The 20,085-nt window shown below is 62.8% G+C and carries 16 protein-coding genes; 5 read left to right on the top strand and 11 right to left on the bottom strand.

The genetic code is table 11. The annotated features are described in order from the left end of the window. Positions 1-94: 94 nt before the first annotated feature. Positions 95-2,212 (bottom strand): mechanosensitive ion channel family protein, encoded by a 2,118-nt coding sequence (locus HKK54_RS06715; protein WP_169386426.1) that lies wholly within the window; start codon positions 2,210-2,212, stop codon positions 95-97. Positions 2,213-2,389: 177 nt separating this feature from the next. On the opposite strand from HKK54_RS06715, the gene HKK54_RS06720 reads away from it, so the two are divergent. The 4 genes from HKK54_RS06720 (at position 2,390) to HKK54_RS06735 (ending at position 6,835) form a co-directional block, all read left to right on the top strand. After that, the gene (locus tag HKK54_RS06720) at positions 2,390-3,592 is read left to right on the top strand and encodes an MFS transporter (protein ID WP_169386427.1); all 1,203 of its coding nucleotides are present in this window, start codon (positions 2,390-2,392) and stop codon (positions 3,590-3,592) included. 213 nt (positions 3,593-3,805) lie between these two features. Continuing rightward, complete coding sequence (locus tag HKK54_RS06725) at positions 3,806-4,582, top strand: endonuclease/exonuclease/phosphatase family protein (RefSeq protein ID WP_169386428.1); 777 nt, start codon at positions 3,806-3,808, stop codon at positions 4,580-4,582. Beyond that, positions 4,579-5,877: a cardiolipin synthase ClsB gene (gene clsB, locus HKK54_RS06730; RefSeq protein WP_169386429.1), complete on the top strand. Its 1,299-nt coding sequence runs from the start codon at positions 4,579-4,581 to the stop codon at positions 5,875-5,877. Before HKK54_RS06725 ends, clsB begins: the two co-directional genes overlap by 4 nt. Further along, entirely contained in the window at positions 5,855-6,835 is a 981-nt protein-coding gene (locus HKK54_RS06735) for a lysylphosphatidylglycerol synthase domain-containing protein (protein WP_169386430.1), read from the top strand. The genes clsB and HKK54_RS06735 overlap by 23 nt, the downstream gene beginning before the upstream one ends. On the opposite strand, the gene HKK54_RS06740 is transcribed toward HKK54_RS06735, so the two are convergent. The 3 genes from HKK54_RS06740 to HKK54_RS06750 all read right to left on the bottom strand — a co-directional run bounded on the left by HKK54_RS06740 (position 6,822) and on the right by HKK54_RS06750 (position 9,825). Further along, the gene (locus HKK54_RS06740) at positions 6,822-7,574 is read right to left on the bottom strand and encodes an alpha/beta hydrolase family protein (protein ID WP_169386431.1); all 753 of its coding nucleotides are present in this window, start codon (positions 7,572-7,574) and stop codon (positions 6,822-6,824) included. The two genes, HKK54_RS06735 and HKK54_RS06740, sit on opposite strands and share 14 nt — an antisense overlap. Continuing rightward, positions 7,564-8,673, bottom strand: coding sequence for a DUF3182 family protein (locus HKK54_RS06745; RefSeq protein WP_169386432.1), 1,110 nt, complete (start codon positions 8,671-8,673; stop codon positions 7,564-7,566). Before HKK54_RS06745 ends, HKK54_RS06740 begins: the two co-directional genes overlap by 11 nt. A 171-nt stretch (positions 8,674-8,844) precedes the next feature. After that, the gene (locus HKK54_RS06750; protein WP_169386433.1) at positions 8,845-9,825 is read right to left on the bottom strand and encodes a GlxA family transcriptional regulator; all 981 of its coding nucleotides are present in this window, start codon (positions 9,823-9,825) and stop codon (positions 8,845-8,847) included. Between the two features lie 96 nt (positions 9,826-9,921). Here HKK54_RS06750 and HKK54_RS06755 point away from each other — a divergent pair, with 96 nt between their 5' ends. Continuing rightward, positions 9,922-10,476 carry a cysteine hydrolase family protein gene (locus HKK54_RS06755; protein ID WP_169386434.1) on the top strand — a complete coding sequence of 185 codons (555 nt, stop codon included), beginning with the start codon at positions 9,922-9,924 and terminating at the stop codon, positions 10,474-10,476. A gap of 36 nt (positions 10,477-10,512) precedes the next feature. Here HKK54_RS06755 and HKK54_RS06760 read toward each other — a convergent pair whose 3' ends face one another. The 7 genes from HKK54_RS06760 to HKK54_RS06790 are packed head-to-tail and all read right to left on the bottom strand — an operon-like array spanning position 10,513 to position 20,085. Further along, positions 10,513-11,304: a cyclase family protein gene (locus HKK54_RS06760; protein ID WP_169386435.1), complete on the bottom strand. Its 792-nt coding sequence runs from the start codon at positions 11,302-11,304 to the stop codon at positions 10,513-10,515. Then, positions 11,301-12,299 carry a fumarylacetoacetate hydrolase family protein gene (locus HKK54_RS06765; protein ID WP_169386436.1) on the bottom strand — a complete coding sequence of 333 codons (999 nt, stop codon included), beginning with the start codon at positions 12,297-12,299 and terminating at the stop codon, positions 11,301-11,303. Before HKK54_RS06765 ends, HKK54_RS06760 begins: the two co-directional genes overlap by 4 nt. Before the next feature lie 26 nt (positions 12,300-12,325). After that, positions 12,326-13,555, bottom strand: a complete 1,230-nt coding sequence (locus HKK54_RS06770) for an MFS transporter (protein WP_169386437.1) — start codon at positions 13,553-13,555, stop codon at positions 12,326-12,328. After that, entirely contained in the window at positions 13,552-15,972 is a 2,421-nt protein-coding gene (locus tag HKK54_RS06775) for an efflux RND transporter permease subunit (protein ID WP_010174615.1), read from the bottom strand. Before HKK54_RS06775 ends, HKK54_RS06770 begins: the two co-directional genes overlap by 4 nt. Beyond that, positions 15,969-17,024: a WD40/YVTN/BNR-like repeat-containing protein gene (locus HKK54_RS06780; RefSeq protein WP_010174613.1), complete on the bottom strand. Its 1,056-nt coding sequence runs from the start codon at positions 17,022-17,024 to the stop codon at positions 15,969-15,971. The genes HKK54_RS06775 and HKK54_RS06780 overlap by 4 nt, the downstream gene beginning before the upstream one ends. Continuing rightward, a complete protein-coding gene (locus HKK54_RS06785) occupies positions 17,024-18,373 on the bottom strand; it encodes a DUF1329 domain-containing protein (protein ID WP_169386438.1) in 1,350 nt (449 codons plus the stop codon). The genes HKK54_RS06780 and HKK54_RS06785 overlap by 1 nt, the downstream gene beginning before the upstream one ends. A gap of 38 nt (positions 18,374-18,411) precedes the next feature. Beyond that, on the bottom strand, positions 18,412-20,085 hold the full coding sequence (locus HKK54_RS06790; RefSeq protein ID WP_237151049.1) for a DUF1302 domain-containing protein: 1,674 nt from the start codon (positions 20,083-20,085) through the stop codon (positions 18,412-18,414).

Below are 20,085 nucleotides of genomic sequence, written 5' to 3' on the forward strand. Positions count from 1 at the left end.
CTCATCGCGGGCGAGCCCGGCTCCCACATTTGATCGCATTCCAACTGTGGGAGCTGGCTTGCCTGCGATGAGGCCAGTACTGCCACCATAAAAACTATTGGGTTCTTGGCTGCTCAGTAAGCACCACCGGCGAAGGCACCTCGTCCTCCGGCTCATCCACCTGCTGCCCCACCCGCTGCGGCAGCATCACCTGCTGTGGATAAGTTTGCGCGAAGTGAACAAACGCGCAGTTATCCACAAGCTTTTTCAGCCGCTGGTTAAACGCGCGACTCACTGCATATTGCCCGCCCGACACCGTCCGGAACTGCGCCGTCAGCACCACGCCGTTGAGGTCCATCTTGTCCACACCAAACACCTCCAGCGGCCCTTGCAGGTTGTACTTGAGGAACACGTCATCGCGAATCGACTGCCCCGCTTCGCGGATCAATTCCACCGCCTTGTCGACGTCGGTGTCATAGGTGAACTGCACCGAGAAGAACGCATAGGCGAATTGCCGCGACTGGTTGGTAACCGCCTTGATCTGGCCGAACGGCACCGAATGCACAAATCCCTTGCCGTCCCGCAGGCGCAGGGTACGGATGGTCAGGCCCTCGACCGTGCCGGCGTGGCCGGAGTCGAGCACCACCCAGTCACCAATCGACAGGGTGTCTTCGATGATGATGAACAGCCCGGTGATCACGTCCTGCACCAGTTGCTGGGAGCCAAAACCAATCGCCAGGCCGACCACCCCGGCACCCGCCAGCAGCGGTGCAACGTTGATCCCCAGATTCGCCATGGTGGTGATCGCGCAGATCACCACCAGGATGATTTTCACCGCATTGCGCAACAGCGGCAGGATGGTTTTTACCCGCGTACTCGGCTGGCGGCTGGAGCGTTTGTTGACCGGCGGTTTCAACGCTTCCTGGATCGCCGTGTCGAGCACCACCCAGAACAACCAGGTCACCAGCAGGATCAAACCAATGCTGCTCAGGGAGTCGCTGATGGCCCGGCCCACGGAGTTGCGCTGGGCAAATTCGAACAGCGAGACGCCCCAGATACGCCCGAGGATTTCGATAAAGGCGATGGCCATGACGATGCGCAACAGCGCGTGCAGCAGGCTGAGGAACCGCTCCTTGTAGGCGCTGCTGCGCTGCACCGCCACCGTGCTGCGAGACTGGAACAGGTGCTGCAACACGGTGCTGAGGAACACCGTGCCGATCAGCAAAATCGTGGTAAAAAGCGCACAGCGCAGGGCTTTCTGGCTGTCGTCGCCGGCGCCGATCAGGTTGATCGCCGAGACCAGCACCATCAGCAAAATCGGCCAATACCACAGGCCGGAAAACACCCGCAGGGATTGCTGCACCGCCGGGTGTTTCAAGCGTTGGGCGAGTGGCCGGTTGCGGATCAAATGCGCCACCGGGCGACGCAGGCGAATCACCAGCATGCCGAAAATCACCGAGGCAAACAGGCCCGTGAAGATCGCGACGCTGGCGGTGATATTGCCGCCCAGTTGGCGGGCGATCTGCGGGCTGGTCAATGCGTCGCTGAGGGCGGCGAGGAAGCCGATCAGGAACAGCGGCTTGGGGCAGTAGTCACGAATAATCTGCACGGCCGGGCGCTTGTGGCCGACGTTGAACATGACGATGACGCACAGCAGCATCGAGGTGGAAAAAATACCGCTGCTGGTGGCGTAGGCAAAACACAGCGCCAGCGCACGCCCCACGGAGGTGGGCAGGAAGTGGCTGACGTAAAGCGTCAATGGCAGGCAGATCAAGGCCGGGACGGTGTAGGGAATCAGGTAGCCCAGCAACGCCTGAAGGCGCTGGCGCGTTGCGATATGCCGCTGCCGGCTCAGGCGTCTGACGATAAACCGCCCGAGCAGCGTCAGCGCAGCGAAGGCGCCGATCCATACGCCAGACAACAACAGGAAATCCCCGGCCACGCTCCATGAGGAACGTTCGGACGGCTGGTTGACCAGCTTGTCTACCTCGTCCGCCGCCCGATCAGCCCGCAGGCGCCAGGCGTCTACCAGGTTCTGGTTGAGGTCGAGTTTCTCCTGCACATCATCGATGCTGGAACTGATGGCGCCGAGGAGGCCGCCTTCCACCAACAGTTCCGGCTTGGCCGGCGCGGCAGGCTCCGGAGCCGCGGGGGCGGTGGCCGCCGCTTGCAAAGCGCCATTGCCGCAAAACAGCAGCGCGGCGAGCAGTAGCACAGTCTTTAAATTCAACAAAACACCGGGCTCCTTCAGAAGGGTCTGTAAGGAACTGACGGGTTTGGCGCCCGATCGTTCCCCCGGCGCGTAGATCCGTGCGCGCCAGGCAAATATCAAATGCCAATACCTGTCTTTTTCCGCACAAGCCAACCACCGAGACTGCGCTCCTGATTGAAACCCACCGGAGTTGCAGCCATGCCCATTGCCTTGCTCGCGCTGACCCTCAGCGCTTTTGCCATCGGGACGACCGAGTTCGTCATCGTTGGCCTGTTACCCACCATCGGCGCCGACCTTGGCGTCAGCCTGCCGTCTGCCGGCCTGCTGGTCAGCCTCTACGCCCTGGGCGTGGCCATCGGCGCGCCGGTGCTCACCGCCCTGACCGGCAAAGTGCCACGCAAACTGCTGCTGTTGTCGCTGATGGTGCTGTTCACCCTCGGCAACCTGCTGGCCTGGCAGGCGCCGAGTTATGAATCCCTGGTGCTGGCGCGAGTCGTCACCGGCCTGGCCCACGGGGTGTTTTTCTCGATTGGTTCCACCATCGCCACCAGCCTGGTACCCAAGGAAAAAGCCGCCAGCGCGATTGCCATCATGTTTACCGGCCTGACCGTGGCGTTGGTCACCGGTGTGCCGCTGGGGACGTTTATCGGCCAGCACTTCGGCTGGCGCGAAACCTTCCTCGCCGTCTCGGCCCTGGGCTTGATCGCGTTTATCGGCAGCCTGCTCTATGTGCCGAACAACATCGCCCACAGCAAGCCGGCGTCGCTGTTGCAGCAACTGCAAGTGCTGAAACAACCACGCCTGCTGTTGGTGTACGCCATGACAGCGATTGGTTACGGCGGCTCGTTCATCGCGTTCACCTACCTGGCGCCGATCCTTCAGGACATCTCCGGTTTCAGCGCCGGCACCGTCAGCCTGGTGCTGCTGGTGTACGGCATCTCGGTGGCCATCGGTAACATCTGGGGCGGCAAACTGGCCGACAAACGCGGCCCGATCAGCGCCCTGAAAATCATCTTCGCCCTGCTCGCCGCCGTGTTGTTCATGCTGACGCTGACGGCCGGCAACCCATGGCTGGCCCTGGCCACCGTGCTGGTGTGGGGCGCGGTCGCCTTCGGCAACGTGCCGGGCTTGCAGGTGTACGTAGTGCGCCAGGCGGAACACCACACGCCGAACGCGGTGGACGTGGCCTCGGGTTTGAACATCGCAGCGTTCAATTTGGGGATCGCCGGTGGCGCGTGGGCCGGCGGCTTGATCGTCGCCCACATGGGCTTGATCCACACCGCGTGGATTGGTGGCTCGGTGGTGTTGGTGGCCCTGGCGCTGACGGCCTGGAGCGGGCGACTTGACCGGTTGGGACCGGTGTATGCCGAGAGCTCGACCCGCGTGGTTGGCGGGCACTGATTCCGCAACGATAAAGAACCCAATGTGGGAGCGGGCTTGCTCGCGAAAGCGGTGTGTCAGTCAACAGAGATATCAACTGATCCACCGCCTTCGCGAGCAAGCCCGCTCCCACATTTTGCGGTGTGCCGTCTGTAAGGGCGCCGAAACTTTCTGCCAAATTCCACAGTCATCCAAAAACGGAGGTCACTCGACACCCAACCGACGGGAGCAACCATGACCCACCCGGAGCTGATGCCGACCACACCCATCGAAGCCATCACCCGCTTCAGGGTGCTGACGGTCAACACCCACAAGGGCTTCACCGCGCTCAACCGGCGCTTCATCCTGCCCGAGCTGCGGGAGGCTATTCGCAGCGTGGCCGCCGACGTGGTGTTCCTCCAGGAAATCCACGGCACCCACGAGCGCCATCCCAAGCGCTACAGCAATTGGCCGAGCATGCCGCAGTACGAGTTCCTCGCCGACAGTATCTGGCCGCAATACGCCTACGGTCGCAATGCGGTATATCCCCATGGCGATCACGGCAATGCGTTGCTGTCGAAATTCCAGATCATCCGCTACGACAACCTCGACATTTCCCAAAGCGGCCACGAAAGCCGTGGGCTGCTGCATTGCGTGCTGCGCCTGCCGGGCAACGTGCAGGAGGTGCATGCGATCTGCGTGCACCTGGGGCTGCGGGAGGTGCATCGCCAACAGCAACTGCGATTGATTGCCCAGCGGATCGCCGAGATTCCGGCCGACGCGCCGGTGATTGTCGCCGGTGACTTCAATGACTGGCGCCAGCGGGCCGATCTTGCCCACTGCGGGCTGCGGGAAGTGTTTATCGAAACCCAGGGCAAGCCGGCCCGCACCTTCCCGGCGCGCCTGCCGCTGCTGCCCCTGGACCGCATCTATGTGCGCAACCTCAAGGTGCATCAGCCGCAAGTCCTGACCAGCCGTCCGTGGTCGCATTTGTCGGACCACGCGCCGTTGTCGGTGGAGATCGAGTTATGAACAGCGCGCCGCTGGAGAAGGTTGCGGTGGAACACATCGCGACCGATCAACCGCCCGACGATGCGGCGGCCCGGGACCTGAATTACAGCTGGCAAAGCGGCAACCAGGTTGAGCTGCTGGAGAACGGCGAGGCCTATTTCCCCAAGGTGTTCGAGGCCATGCGCCAGGCCCAGCGGGAGATATTGCTGGAGACTTTTATTCTGTTTGAAGACAAGGTCGGCGATGAGCTTCAGCGCATTTTGATCGAGGCGGCGCAGCGTGGCGTAAAGGTGGTCGCCAGCCTCGACGGATTTGGTTGCGGCGAGCTGAGCCCGGGGTTTCTCGGGGAGCTGAGCCAGGCCGGCGTGACCGTGCAGATGTTCGACCCGGCGAGCAAAACCCTGGGTTTTCGCACCAACTGGTTTCGCCGCCTGCACCGCAAGATTGTGGTGGTGGATGCCAGCGTGGCGTTTATCGGCGGGATCAATTTTTCGGCCGATCACCTGGGGGATTTCGGCCCCGAAGCCAAGCAGGATTATGCCGTGCAGGTGCAAGGCCCGGCGGTGGCCGACCTGCATCATTTCGCCCTCGCACAAAGTGGCCGGCGCGTGCGCAAGCGGCGTGGCTGGCGGCGCGAACAACAGGCATCGCCCTGGGCGGCGGGCGAAGGTGATGGCCGGGTGCGGCTGATTTACCGCGACAACCTGCAACACCGTTCCGACATCGAAGAAGCCTACCTGCACGCCCTGCGCAAAGCCCAGCGGCGGGTGGTGATTGCCAACGCCTACTTCTTCCCCGGCTATCGGCTGCTGCGGGAAATTCGCAATGCAGCGCGGCGCGGTGTGCAGGTGCAACTGATCATGCAGGGCCAGCCGGATGTGCTGCTGGCCAAGCTCGCGGCGCGCATGCTCTATGACTATTTGCTCAAGGAAGGCGTGGTGATCCACGAATATTGCCAACGCCCGCTGCACGGCAAGGTTGCCTTGGTGGATGAAGAATGGAGCACCGTGGGTTCGAGCAATCTCGACCCACTGAGCCTGGCGCTGAACCTTGAGGCCAATGTGCTGATCAGTGATCGCGGGTTCAATCAGCAGTTATTCGAACGCCTGGAATACCTCAGTCAAAACCACTGCAAGACCATGCCGGAAAACCGCACGCCCCGCGGCTGGTTCTGGCGGGTGACGGTGGGTTTTGTGGTGTTCCACGTGCTGCGGCATTTTCCCTCATGGACCGGCTGGTTGCCGGCCCATAAACCGAGGTTGAAACCCTTCGTTCACCAGGAGCGCCCGGACCATGACCCAAGCCCGCACCGCTGAACAAAGCGCCCACCCCGGCTTTTTAAAGCGCTGGAAAAAACCGCTGACGGTGGTGTTTTTCCTGGTGCTGATTGTGTTGTTCACCCTGCTCGCCCGGCGTATCGACTGGAGCGAAGTGTTCGACACCCTGGGCGACTTCAAGCTGCGCACCTTGCTCATTGCAGGCGCGCTGACCCTGTGCAGTTTCCTGGTGTACTCGTGCTTCGACCTGATCGGCCGCACCTACATCCGCCAACCCTTGCACTGGAAGCAGATCTTGCCGGTGGGCATCATCAGCTATGCCTTCAACCTCAACCTGAGTGCCTGGGTCGGTGGTATCGCCATGCGCTACCGCCTGTATTCACGGCTGGGGGTGAGCAGCGGGAATATCGCGAAGATCCTCGGCTTGAGCCTGGCCACCAATTGGTTCGGCTACATGGCGATTGCCGGCGCGGTGTTCAGCAGCGGGCTGGTGACATTGCCGCCGGGGTGGAAGCTCAGCAGAGGCGCGCTGCAAGGAGTGGGCGTGCTGCTGGTACTGGCGAGCCTGGGTTATCTGTTGGCGTGTCGCTTGTCGAAAAAACGCGCGTGGTCAGTGCGCGGGATAGAAATCAGCCTGCCTTCGCTGCGCATGGCCGTACTGCAACTGGCACTCGGTGCGCTGAACTGGTCGCTGATGGCGGCGGTGATTTTTACCCTGCTGCCCAAGCAACTGGATTACCCGGTGGTGCTCGGGGTGTTGCTGATCAGCAGCATCGCCGGGGTGGTTACACACATCCCGGCGGGGCTCGGGGTGCTGGAGGCGGTGTTTATCGCCCTGCTGCAACACGAAGCCTCCCGCGGCAGTCTGCTCGCGGGATTGATCGCCTACCGCGCGATCTACTTCATCCTGCCGCTGCTGGTGGCCCTGGTGATGTACCTCGCGGTGGAAGCCAAGGCCAAGGCGTTGCGCGTGAAGAAGACGCCTACGACTGGATGATGCTCAAGCGCTCGCCCACCACCATCTCGGTAATCCAGTCCACCAGGATCGAGGTGTAGGCCTGCTGGGAGATCGGGTCACTCAGGGAGTGATCGGCACCATCGATGATCCGGTGGGTCAGCGAGTGTGTCTGCTGGCAGGCGGCGCGGTAACTCATGATGGTGGCGTGGGGCACGTGATCATCGGTTTCGGATTCAACGATCAGCACATCGCCGGTAAACGCTGCGCAAGCATGCAACGCGCGATTGGTTTCGGCGTGCACAAACGTCCCGCGATAATCCATCAGGTCGGCTTTATCGAGGTCGCGTTTGGGCTTGAGCCATTCCTGGTCGCGGTACAGTGCCGGCACCCTCAGCGCCAACCAGCGCACGGGCCTCAACGAGGTAAGGATGGCCGCCAGGTAACCGCCGTAGCTGGTACCGACCACGGCCACCGCCGAGGTGTCGATGGCCGGGTGTGACAGCAGGCGGTCGTAGGCGGCCAGCAGGTCGCGCAGGTTGTCTTCGCGGGTGACGCGGGACAGTGGAATACCGTTACCGGCATGGCCGCGCAGGTCGAAGGTCAGGCATACGCAGCCGAGCCCGGCGATCCCTTTGGCGCGTTCCAGATCACGTTCCTGGCTCCCGCCCCAGCCGTGCACAAACAACACCCCCGGCACTTTCGATTTGGGACTGAGGAAGGTCCCGCTCATCTGTTCGTCGTCGATATCAATGGCAATGGTTTCACTTCTAGCCGTCATAAGATTTGACCGTTACGTACTTGAGAAGAAAGTCGCTGTTTTCCGCCGGCCCCCGGTACACCTCGATCGCGTCAGCCGGCAGTGGCTGGTCGACGTAGGTCTCTACCGACGACACATGAATCGCCTTCAGCCCGGGATTGTTGACGAAGCTTTGCAACGCCGCGACTTCCGCGCTGCTGGCCCCGCCCATGCGCCAGGATTGCTCCAGCACGCCGCTGCGGCGCTGGCCGTCGCTGTCCAGGCCCTGGGCGATGTCGTAATTGCGCCGCGAGGCATAGAACCCGGGGTAGGCCTCATCTGCCGCGTTATCGAAGGTTTGGGCCTGTTCGATCGCCAGGCGCACGTCATCGGGCAAGTCCAGCCTGAGCAGGTCTTCGTAGTAGCCCTGGACCACCAGCAGGTTAGATCCACCATAGACCTCTTCGCCCTGCCCGTCCCGGGTCAGGTATTGATCACCGCAGTAGCTGATGACGTGATCGCCGATAAAGCTCTGGCCGACACTGTGGGTGACCACATCGTGCAGGTCCTGCTCCAGCACCACGCCCTCGCCGAACAGTTGCGCCGCGTCGGGCCGCGCGAGAATGGCGTCGAACTCATCGAGGCTGCGGATTACTTCCTGCCCGCGACCGGCACACGCATGCACGGGCTTGAGGCGGATCGGCCCGGTATACAGCAAATGGGTCGCCGCCGGCCGCGCGTCTTCCAGGGCGTGCACACTCAAGCCATCCAGCACCACATTGCGGATGCGCTCGGCAAACAGCGGCGACCAGCCTTCAGGCGCCACCGCCTCTTTACTCAACAAGCCGTGGCTGATGGCCTTGGTGCAAATGAAGTCGTGGTCGACATAACCGCCCCACAAGTCTTCGGGGCCTTTGACGCCCAACTGCCGCGCCTGGGCCGCGCCGACCAGGGTCTGGGTAGGTAACAGGTAGAGATCGCGCCCGCCGTGCAGCTCTGGGTTATAGCTGCCGCCGTATTTGAGCCCGAGGATGTGCGCCAGCCAGCGGGCCAGGGCGCGGTTGGTTTCGACTTCGTGCAACGGCGCGTCCGGTCGGATTGAATGCGCCACCACGATTTTCTTTCGATTTGTCGGGGTCATGCGTCCCCCTTGGCTGTCCTGCCATGTGTGTAGGGAAACGGTTGCAGGGATCAAGCCAAGGCGGCGTCTGGTTAAACCCGAGGGTAATCAAACGGTTGAGGAAAAAGCGATGGCACTTGGCCTGTTTTATTCTGCACGAAGGGCTCCTGGTGTCGCGGCGTTCTGCACGATTCAGCTTTGGGTCTTGGTCGGTGTCACACCAAAACGGCTGCGGTAGTCGCTTGGCGCCAGCCCGGTGATTTTCTTGAAGGTGGCGCGGAAGGCGCCCGGGTCTTGGTAGCCCACGGTCCAGGCGATGTGATCAATGGTGCCGTTGGTGAACTCGAGCATCTGCCGTGCCTTGCCGACCCGCAGGTGCTGGCAGTATTCAGTGGGTTTCAAACCGGTGGCGGCGCGAAACCGCCGCAGGAACGTGCGCTCCTCAAGCCCGGCTTGCAGCGCCATCGCAGTCAATGAGACGTCCACCGCGCCGCTGGCCTGCAGCCAATGTTGCACCTTGAGAATCGCAGCGTCGCCATGGGCGAGGATCGGCGCAAAGTTACTGCCGCACTCACTGGCGCTGTCACTGTGCTCGATCACCAGGAAGCGCGCGGTGCTGGCGGCGATGCTCGGGCCAAGCAGGCGGTCTACCAGGCGCAGGCCGAGTTCGGACCAGGCCATCAGCCCGGCGGTGGTGATCAGGTCGCCGTCGTCGACAATGGGTTTGTCGGCTTCCAGGCGAATCGCCGGGTAACGGGCGGCGAAAGACTTGGCCGACGTCCAGTGCGTGGTGGCGCTGCGTCCGTCCAGCAGGCCACTTTCCGCCATCAGGATCGAGCCCACGCACACTCCGCCCAGAATGGTCCCGCAGCGGTGCTGCTGGCGTAGCCAATCCAGCAACTCGGCGGAGGCCTGGCCTTCGGAAAAGCCCGCGATGGAGGGCGGAATCAGCAAGGCCGTGAGCGCTTGGCCGCTGCCGGGCTGGCTGTCGAACACCCGAGTCGGTGCGTTGCCGGTTTCAGCCTGCCAATGGCTGATGCGCAACGACGGCAATTGCGCGGACTGATGCTCGGCCGCGATCCGGTTGGCGACAGCGAACAGGTCGGTCAAGCCATGCACGGCGGCCATTTGCGCGCCGCTGTAGATCAGCACGCCAAGTTCGACGATCGCCATTGTCAGTTTTCCCTCTGTTATTGTCGGTGCGGCCAATCCCCAGGCGCCACGCCAGCCACGATACTGGACGCATCAACCATCACAAGGAAACCAAACATGGCCAAGCAAGCGCTCATCCTAATCGATATCCAGAACGACTACTTCCCCCAGGGCAAGTGGCCGCTTGACGGTGTGGACGCAGCAGCAGACAAGGCGCAGCAAGTGCTCCAGGCGTTCCGCCAGGCGGGCGATGCGGTGATTCACGTACGCCACGAATTCACCTCGGACGATGCGCCCTTCTTCACCCCGGGTTCGGAAGGTGCACATTTGCACCCCAAGGTTCTGAACCAGGCGGACGAGCCGGTGGTGCTCAAGCATTTCGTCAATGCGTTCCGCGAAACCAACCTGCGGGCGTTGCTGGAACAACGCAGCATCACCGAGTTGGTCGTGGTCGGCAGCATGAGCCACATGTGCATCGACGGCGTGGTGCGTGCAGCGGCGGACCTGGGCTACACAGTGACCGTGATCCACGATGCCTGCGCCACGCGGGACCTGGAATTCAACGGCACCACCATACCGGCAGCCCAGGTGCATGCTGCGTTCATGTCGTCGCTGGGGTTTGCTTATGCGAGCGTGGTGTCGGCTGAGGCGTATTTGAGCGCACAGGGCTAAAACTGAAACCGTGCGGCCTCACTAGGAGGCCGCCGATCAAAGGGTTTCCTCGAAAATCGCTACCGCCCGGACAAAACCGGCAGAGGCGTGTTTGATCTTGTAGGGGAAACACGACACTTCAAAACCGTGGGCCGGCAGCGCGTCCAGGTTGGCCAGCTTTTCCATCTGCCCATAGCCGATATCCCGTCCCGCCTTGTGCCCTTCCCAGATGATCGAGCTGTCACCGCTCGCCGCAAACCGCGCCCGGGTATGGCTGAACGGTGCGTCCCAACTCCAGGCATCGGTGCCCACCACGCGCACCCCGCGCTCCAGCAAATACAAGGTGCCTTCGCGGCCGATCCCCACGCCTGCGTCCAGGTAGCCCGGCTGGCCGAACAAGGCACCTGCACGGGTATTCACCAGCACGATGTCCAGCGGCTGCAACACATGGCCGATACGCTGCAACTCAGCCTCGATTTGTGCAGCGCTGACCACATCGCCGTCCGGCAGGTGGCGAAAATCGAGCTTCACGCCCGGGCGCAGGCACCAGTCCAGCGGGATCTCATCAATGCCATAGGCCGGCTTGCCGCCATCGGTGGTCGAGGCGTAATGCCACGGCGCATCCATGTGCGTGCCGCTGTGGGTGGTGATGTTCAGGCGCTCGGCTGCCCACGCTTCCTGGCCGGGCATGTCGTCGATACACAGGCCCGGAAACATCGCGAGTAGCTCCTGGATACCGCCCTGGTGATCGACGTACTCGATCTTCGGCAGCAGCGGTGGCGGGTCGGTGTAGGGGTTGTTTTCAAGGGTGACCGACAGGTCCACCAGACGACGTTTGCGTTCAGTCATGAAAGCGCCTCTTGAGTCAGCAAGTTGGAATCCACCAGGCGCTGGTCGATGGCGCCGAATACCGACTCGCCCTCGCTGTCCAGTGCCTCGATGCGAATGCGGTCGCCAAACTGCATGAACCCGGTCAGCGGCTGCCCATGGTCAATCATCTCGATGGCCCGGCGTTCCGAAATACACGCCGAACCCACCGCGCGGTCGACGTTGGACACGGTGCCGGAGCCGATGATGGTGCCGGCACGCAAGCGCCGGGTGCGTGCGGCGTGGGCGATCAGGTCAGCGAAGCTGAAGCTCATCTCGGCGCCATGGGGCGCACCAAACCAACTCTGGTTCCAGGTGACGCTCAGGGGCAGGCACACCCGCCCGTTGTGCCAGGCAGCGCCAAGCGCTTGCGGGGTGACGGCCACCGGCGAAAAACTCGACGAGGGCTTGGCCTGGAAAAACCCGAAGCCGGTGCTGACTTCATGCAGCAGGAAGCCCCGCAGGCTGACGTCGTTGACCAACAGCACCAGCCGCACGTACTGCAACGCCTGGTCAGCGGGGCAGCCCATCGGCACCTCATCGACGATCACGGCGAATTCGCCCTCGAAATCGATTCCGTGATTCACGTCCGGCAAAGGCACATCGTCGCAAGGCCCGAGGAAATCGTCGCTGGCGCCCTGGTACATCAACGGAATGCGCTCGTCGGCCATGGGCGGCAGGCTGAAGGCTTTTTGCAGCAGGTGCGCGTGGTTGAGAAACGCCGAACCGTCGCACCACTGATAAGCCCGGGGCAATGGCGCTGCGGCGTGTGTGGGGTCAAACGCAAACGATTCGGGCGCTTGCCCCAGGTTAAGCAACTGGTAGTGCCGGCTCAGCACCGGTTCGGCCTCGGCCCAATTCTCCAGCGCCTGTTGCAAGGTCGCAAAAGGCGGAGCGATGACCGCGTGGCGCAGGTCTCGGGAGACCACCACTAACTGGCCGTCGCGATGGCCGTTTTTCAACGTAGCGAGTTTCATCGAGCATTCCTCAGGGAATAAAACGGTTAATGCAGGACCATGTCGTCCGACACTTGAATCGGATCAAGCAGCCGCACGCCGGCCAGCCACGGTGCGATCAGCGAAAACAGGGCCGCCAGCAGCAATCCCCAGCCGACCATGGCCACCGCGCCTACACGCCCATCGGACACACCGGACAACGCCATGACCAATAACGGGCTGGCAAACTGGCCGCCGAAAAAACCCGCGTTGAACAGGCCGGTACCTTTGCCGCGGTGTTCGAAGCTCAGGGTGGAAAGTGCCCAACTGAGGACCGTGGGCAACGCCAGCCCGCCGCCCAGGCCGTTGACCATCACGGCGATGACCGCCGTGCGGTAGTCGACGGCGTTGGCCAGCAGCAAAATGCCGATGCCGGACACCACAAACGCCAGCGCCAGCAGCAAGCCCGGGCCGAACCGGCTCAGGCGCCGGAAGCACAGGGCACCGACAAACACCGCCGAATGGCCCAGGCCGATGGCCATGCCAATGCGCTGCGGCGAATCAATGCCGATGTGTTCCAGCAGGAAACCGGTTTGTACCGGAACAATGAAAAAGCCCAGGGACGCCAGCACGGTCATGCCGCAAATCACCGACAGTGAGCGCCAGGGAAAACCTGTGCTCCGCGCCACCTCGACCGCCGCGCTGGCGCCCCGCAACGATTCGCGCAACGCCAGGTGCATCAACGGCGCAAGCAGCAGGCCTACGATGTACACCGCAAACGGCAGGCGCCAACCGTGCTCGCCGATGATTCCGCCCAGCATGAAAAACGCGGTGGCCGACAGTGAGGTGACGATGGTTTGCCACGAGAGCAATTGCACCCGGTCGCGGCCGTCGAAGTAGTCGCCGATCAGCGCGGTGCAGCAGGTCATGATCGCCGCCTCCGCCAGGCCCAGGCCGGCGCGGCTGAGCAGAATCGCGTCGAGGTTATCCAGCACCAGCGGCAGCGGCCCGCAGATGCCATACAGCAGCATCGCCAGCACCAGCAGGCGCTTGCGCCCGATGCGGTCGGAGAGCCAGCCGGCGAACGGCGAAAACAACGCGATCATCAGCGCCGGCAACGTCAGCACGATGGGCACGATCAGCCCGACGTTGGCGGTGCCGGAAAAGTGTTCGGCGATGCGTGGCAACACCGGGGCAATCAACACCCCACCGAGAATCGGCAGGCAACTGCCGAGCAACAACAACGGGCCTGATCCGCGCGGGCGAGGCGCGGGGGCAGCTTGCGAGGACGGGTTCATGCGGGGTTTCCTATTGTTGTTATCGGGTGTTCAAAACGTGCATCAGGCAGCAGGAAATGCGCCAGGGCCGGCAGCAACACCAGTGCACCGAGCATGTTCAGCAGGAACATGAAAGCCAGCAGAATGCCCATGTCTGCCTGGAACTTGATCGGTGAAAAACCCCAGGTGGCGACGCCGACTGCCAGGGTTACCCCCGTCAGCATCACCACTTTGCCAGTGAACAGCAGCGCCTGGTAATAGGCTTGGGACAGGCTGTCACCTGCCTTGCGCCGCGCCAGCAAAATGCTCATGACGTACAGCGCGTAGTCCACGCCGATGCCGACGCCCAAGGCGATCACCGGCAAAGTCGCAACCTTGACGCCGATGCCCAGCCACACCATCAGCACCTCGCACAGGATCGAGGTGAGCATCAGCGGCAGGATCACGCAGACCACCGCGGCAAGGGAGCGGAAGGTCAGCAGGCACAGCACGATCACCGCGCCGTAGACCCAGTACAACATGTCGTGATTGGCCTGCTTGACCACGATATTGGTCGCGGCTTCGATGCCCGCATTGCCGGCCGCCAGCAGGAACTTCACGTCGGCGGTATCATTGGCCTGGGCGAAGGCCTCGACTTCATTCACCAGCCGCGTCAACGTCACGGCTTTGTGGTCACGCAAGTAGGCGTAGAGCGTGAGGGTGTTGCAACTCTGGTTGAACAGCTCACGCGGTGCCCGCCCGGTGATGGAGTTGAGCAACGCCTGGTTCCGGGTCAGGTCGTACCACTTCGGGTTGCCTTCGCTCATGCCCACCAACAGGCTGCGGTTGAGGCTGGCCAGCGACGCCGTGGACTCCACGCCCGGCAGTTGGCGCAAGCGCCACTCCAGTGCATCCACGCGCATCAAGGTGGTGTAGTCGGAGCAGGCGCCGTCAGGTGTGCGCACGATCACCGCGAACACGTCGCTGCTGGCGCCGTAGTGGGCGACCATAAACCCGTTGTCGCGGTTATAGCGCGAGTCGGCCCGCAACTCCGGGGCGCCGGCGTCGAGATCGCCGACTTGCAACTGCTGGCTGACCCACCAGCCGCCGCAGGCCAACACTGCGCTGATCATCAGCGTGCCGGTGGCCCAACGGCGCTGGGTAAACCGGTCGAGGAACGCCCACAACGGATGCTTGCGCCCGTGCCGGTCAGCCTCTTCACTGTGCAGGCTGCGCGCGGCGGCGCGGGCACTGACACCCCAGTAGCTGAGGAGAATCGGCAGCAGGATCAGGTTGGTGAACACCAGCACCGCGACACCCATGCTGGCGATCAATGCCAGGTCCTGGATGACCTTGATGTCGATCAGCATCAACACGCCAAACCCCACCGCGTCACACAGCAAGGCGGTAAGGCCGGCGAGAAACAACCGCCGAAAGGTGAAGCGCGCCGCCACTTGCCGGTGCATGCCGCGCCCGATATCTTGCATGATGCCGTTCATTTTCTGTGCGCCATGGCTCATGCCGATGGCCAAGACCAGGAACGGTACAAGCACCGAATAGGGGTCGAGTTCGAACCCCAGCAACGCCACCAGGCCCAGTTGCCAGACCACCGCAATCAATGAGCAGGCCATCACCAGCAAGGTGCTGCGCAGGCAGCGGGTGAATGCGTAGAGCATCAGCGTGGCGATCAGAATCGCCGCCGCGAAAAACAGCAGCACCTGGCGCAACCCGTCGATCAGGTCGCCCACCACCTTGATGAAACCGGTGATGTGAATCGTCAGGCCCTGAGCCTGGAACTCGCTGCGCAGTTGCTCCAGCTGTTGGGACAATGCGCTGTAGTCGAGGGCTTTACCGGTTTGCGCGTCGACGTCCATCAAGGGCACGAAGATCAGGCTGGAGCGGCCGTCCAGGGCGATGGTCTGGCCGATCTCACCGGAGCGCGTGGCATTGCGGCGCACCGTTTCCAGGCTGCTGGCGGAACCGTCGTAGTCATCGGGGATCACCCGGCCGCCTTCCACGCCCTCCTCGGTCACCGCCATCCAGCGCATGTTGGGGGTCCACAGGGATTTCATGAAAGGCCGGTCGACACCCGGCAGCAAAAATACTTTGTCGTTAAGACGGGCCAGCAATTCCAGGTAGTGCGCGTCGTAAATAGTGGTGCCGGGCGCCTCGACGGCGATGCGAACCGCGTTGCCCAACCCGGTGAGTTCCTTTTGGTTGGCCAGGTAATTGGCAATGTAGGGATGCCCCGTGGGGATCATTTTTTCAAAGCTGGCGTTGAGCCCAAGGCGGGTGCTGGCGGCGCCGAGGCCCAGGGTCAACAGCAGGCACAGCCACAGCACGAGGCTGCGATGGTTGAACAGCGCCCGCTCAATCAGCGAGCCGGAATGGCGGTCGAAGTTCTGGAGACTGTGCTCGGGGCCGCGCTGCAGGTCGAGCGGATTACGAAGATGCGTCATTGCCCGTTCACCTGTTCCAATCGTTTGATGCCGCGCGCGCCCACCACGACCCACTGGCCGTCGCCCGCCTGACTGAGGGAGGCCACCGCACCAACGGCCGGCAGCCCTTGCTCGCGTAAAGCATCACCCTCGGCACTGAGTAAAAGGTGGCCACTCTGGTCAGCGAGCATCACACCGGCGCGGGTTGAACGCGCTGCGACCACGCTGCTGTTGAACGGGTTATTCACGGCCTGCCATTGCTGGCCCTGATCGCTACTGCGCCAGACATTCCCGCGCAATCCCGCCACCAGAACCGAGCCATCGGTTGCCAGGTTCAGGGTAAAAAAACTGCCGTCGTACGGGCTCGGCAACCGCGTGAAATGCGCGCCACCGTCTGCGGATGTCCACAACGCGCCCTGTTCTCCCGCGACGAAAATCCGTGGGCCTTGAACAGCGATCGCGTACAGGTGATTGCCCGCCGGGTTGTCCAGGCGGTCGACCCAGGACTGCCAGCTCACGCCACCGTCTTCGGTATGCAGGATCAGGCCGAAAGCACCCACCACAGTGCCTTGCCGTTCGTTGCTGAAATGCACGGCCAGCCAGGGTTTGTCGGCACCGTCTGCGACAAACCCCTGGGCCACCTTGAGTTGCCGTGCCGAGGCATCCGGGGCCGCACGCACGGCATCGAGTACGCGTTGGGCAGCGCCCTTGCCGTCCAGTTGGAGCTGCCAGCTTTCGCCACCGTCGACGGTGTGCAGGACCACGCCGGCATGCCCCACTGCCCAGCCTTGCGCGGCCGTGGCAAAGCTGACCGAGGTCAGGCTTGCGCTGGTGGGTACCGGGGCCTGGCGCCAGTGTTGGCCGCCGTCGTCCGAAAGCACGATCAAGCCCTGCTCACCGACGGCCACCAGGCGTGCTCCTGCCTGGGCGATATCGATAAGCACTGCCTGGGTGGGCGCCGCCACCTGCAACGCCGGGCGCTGCAGGACATCACTGACGGGCGCCTCGGCAGCATCGGCTGCCAGGCAGATGCCCAGCACGCCCAGCGCCAGCCATACGGGTTGCCCACGCATCAACGCACACCATCGGCCGCCAGGCCGTCCGGGCTGAAATCACTGTCGGGGAACGGCGCGACCACATCGTTGTGCACGCGTTTTTCGGTGACCACGTTGTGGGCCATCCAGGCACCGGTCTGCAGGTCGTATTGGCCGTATAAACCGCGCACCAGCCCAGGCAATTGCGGCATCAGGTACGGCAGTTGAAAGTAGGTGCGCCACAATTGGTGATTGGCGTCCCAGCTGTCGCCGAGTACGGCCATCCAGGTGTCTTCGTCTACGTAAAAGCGGCGCTTGGGCATGCTGTGGCGTTTGCCGGCGACCAGGTTGCCTTCAATCACCCACACGCGATGCAGTTCCCAGCGCATGTGGTCAGGGTTGAGGAAACGTTCGCCGAGGATCGCGTCGTCCTTGGCCGGTTGCAGGATCTTGTTGCTGTTGTAGGGAATCAGCATTTCCTGCTTGCCGACGATCTTCCAGTCATAGCGGTCGAGCGGTCCGGTGAATACCGAGACCTCGTCAAAGTTGGCCACACCGGAACTGGTGGGCGTGGGCGTGTCGTAAGACGACACCGGCAGTTTGCGCACACGGCGCTGGCCGGCCAGGTAGACCCAGGATTGCGGGCCGCCGTTGGCGTAATCCAGCGGCTCACGGCCCAGCAAGGCTTCACCGGCACGTTGCGGCGGGCCGAGGTTGACCAGGCGGGTCATCCAGTACACCCCTTTGTATTCGGGTTTACCGTCCTGGAAGTAATACGGCATCTCGCGCTGCGCCTGTACCGTGGCTGACAGAATGCGCTGGCCGCTGGCGGTGATCACGTACACGTTGTAGTCGTTCTTCCAGGCCACGCCGCGCCAGCTCAGGTGATGGTTCCAGATCACTTCGGCGCCGGTGGTCGGGACAGGGAACGGAATGCCGCCACTGGCGCCTTCCAGGGTGTTGCCCTCATGAGTGAGGTGCGCGGCCGTGGCGTTTTTCAGGGTGTTGTCGTAGACCCATTGCGGCGCGGCGGCGGTGCGCCGGCTCGGGTACACGTCGATGCGGTAGGTCGGGTATTTGGCGAACAGCGCTTTTTGCCCGTCGCTGAGTTTGTCGGCGTACTGCGCGACGTTTTGCGGGGTGACCGAGTACAGCGGTTTGTCACTGGCAAAGTAGTCCGGCAGGCGCGGGCCCGGGTTGACGCCAGCCGGCACCTGGGTAAAACCCTTGTCCCACGCGGGAATACTGCCATCGGCATTGCCGGCGCGCTCGGCACCCAACGGGGTGAGCGTGGACTTGAGTTGCTGGGCCTGGGCGTCGGTTGCAGCCCAGCCTGAGGGCGCGACGGCCACCAACAGACCCGCGAGCATCAACGGTTGGAGTTTCATGAAACACACCTCTGTTTATTGTTGTTATGCAGCCACGGTCAAAATGATCGCTGGACGGTAAAGGCGATAAAGTCGCGGTCCTTGAGCGGTTGCCCATAGGTGTTGGCGTTACGGCTATCGAGGAAGTTGTCGCTGCCGCCGATGTAGTGCGTGTAGTTGAGGCCGGCCTTCCAGGTTTGCAGGTACTCAAGCTGCAGGCCGATGCTCACATCACCGCCTTTGTCGCCCACGCCGTTGTTGAATTTGCTGATCACCGACGAGCGCCCTTTCGGGTTGTAGCCCAGGCCCAGCGGCACACTCAGGTCGACGCCGGGGTACACCTGGAAGAAGTTGGGGGTGAAGCTCATGCGCAGGCCCCAGGCATCGCGCTCGCTGTTGGGGTCGAGCGCGGCCGCGTTTTTGGTGATGCTGGTGCGCCGGTGCCAGGCCACTTCACCCGCCAGGCTGGCGGAGTCCCAAATGCCGTTGCTGTTGAACGAGTAGAGGCTGGAGAGCTGGGCGTGCAGCGAGTTGCCCACGGCATACAGGGCATGGCTGTCGTTGTCTCCCAGGCCCGTCGGGTTGGCCTGGGACACGCTCACCAGCGGCGTATTGCGCCGCACCGAGACTTCACCGGCAACGTTGGCATCGCCCACTGAGGTGCTGAAGCTGGCGCCAAAAGCGCGAATCCCTTCGGCGTACACCAGTTGGTATTCGCCCAGTTGACCGGTCAACGGGTTGGGCCCGCCGGGATTGGCACGGGTGTAAATCATCGGGTCCTTGGCGTGGTAGCGGATTGCATAGAGACCAAAATCGGTGTTCCAGTCTTCAGGCGAAAACCGCAGCGACAGACCGTACTGGCCCTTGTCGTCCGCCTTGATGTCCTTGCCGTGGAAGAACGCCAGCGGTTGTTGGTTGGGGCCGATCGGGCCACCCACAATCAAGCGCTCACCGCCCTCGCCCACCACATCCGAGGTGGAAAAATAACTGCCCACGGCGGGGATGCGGTTCTCTTCCCACGCAAACTGGTAGTACGCCGCCACCGAGACATTCGGCCGCAACTGGACCTGCCCGGAGAATTGGTTGACCGGGCGAATCAATTCCTTGAACGGCGTATTGGGTACCGAGGTGGCCTTGATGATGTCCACCGGTGCTTGCCCGCCCGCAATGCCATTGGCCCCGAAGAACAGGCTTTCGCCCCACAGCACGGTGTGCCGGCCCAGGCGGAAACTGGTGGGCAGTTCGCCGAGGTTGCCCTTGCCGAAGACAAACGCATCGAGGATCTCGGCGTCGCTGCCGTGCAGCTTGCGGGTGTCGTCCGTGAAGTGGTCGTAGCTGACTGAGCGCTGATTGGCGGTGGCCGGGGAATCGTTGTCGTTGCTGCCTTCATACACGCTGTCATACCAGCCGGCCGCACTGACGCGGGCGCCGAAGTTGTTATAGCGCGCATCAAATTCGGACAGGATATTCAGCCGGTTGGAGATCAGGCCTTTGTTGAAGTTACGGTCGCTGTCGTCCTGGTTGACCGTGCTGACGAGCTTGCTGTCCCGGTCTTTGACGCGCCAGGCAGCGTTGTACTTGAGGGTGTTGTCCCACCGCAGACGCACGTCTGAATCGCCGGTGTCGATTTCAAATGCACCCGCGTGATGGACCCAGCCCACTGCGGCAAGCGCCGCGGCGAGAGTGGCCCAATGGCAAGGCGGCCGGACGCTGCTCATACGTTCCCGTTTCAT

The organism is Pseudomonas sp. ADAK13 (assembly GCF_012935715.1).
Classification (GTDB): domain Bacteria; phylum Pseudomonadota; class Gammaproteobacteria; order Pseudomonadales; family Pseudomonadaceae; genus Aquipseudomonas.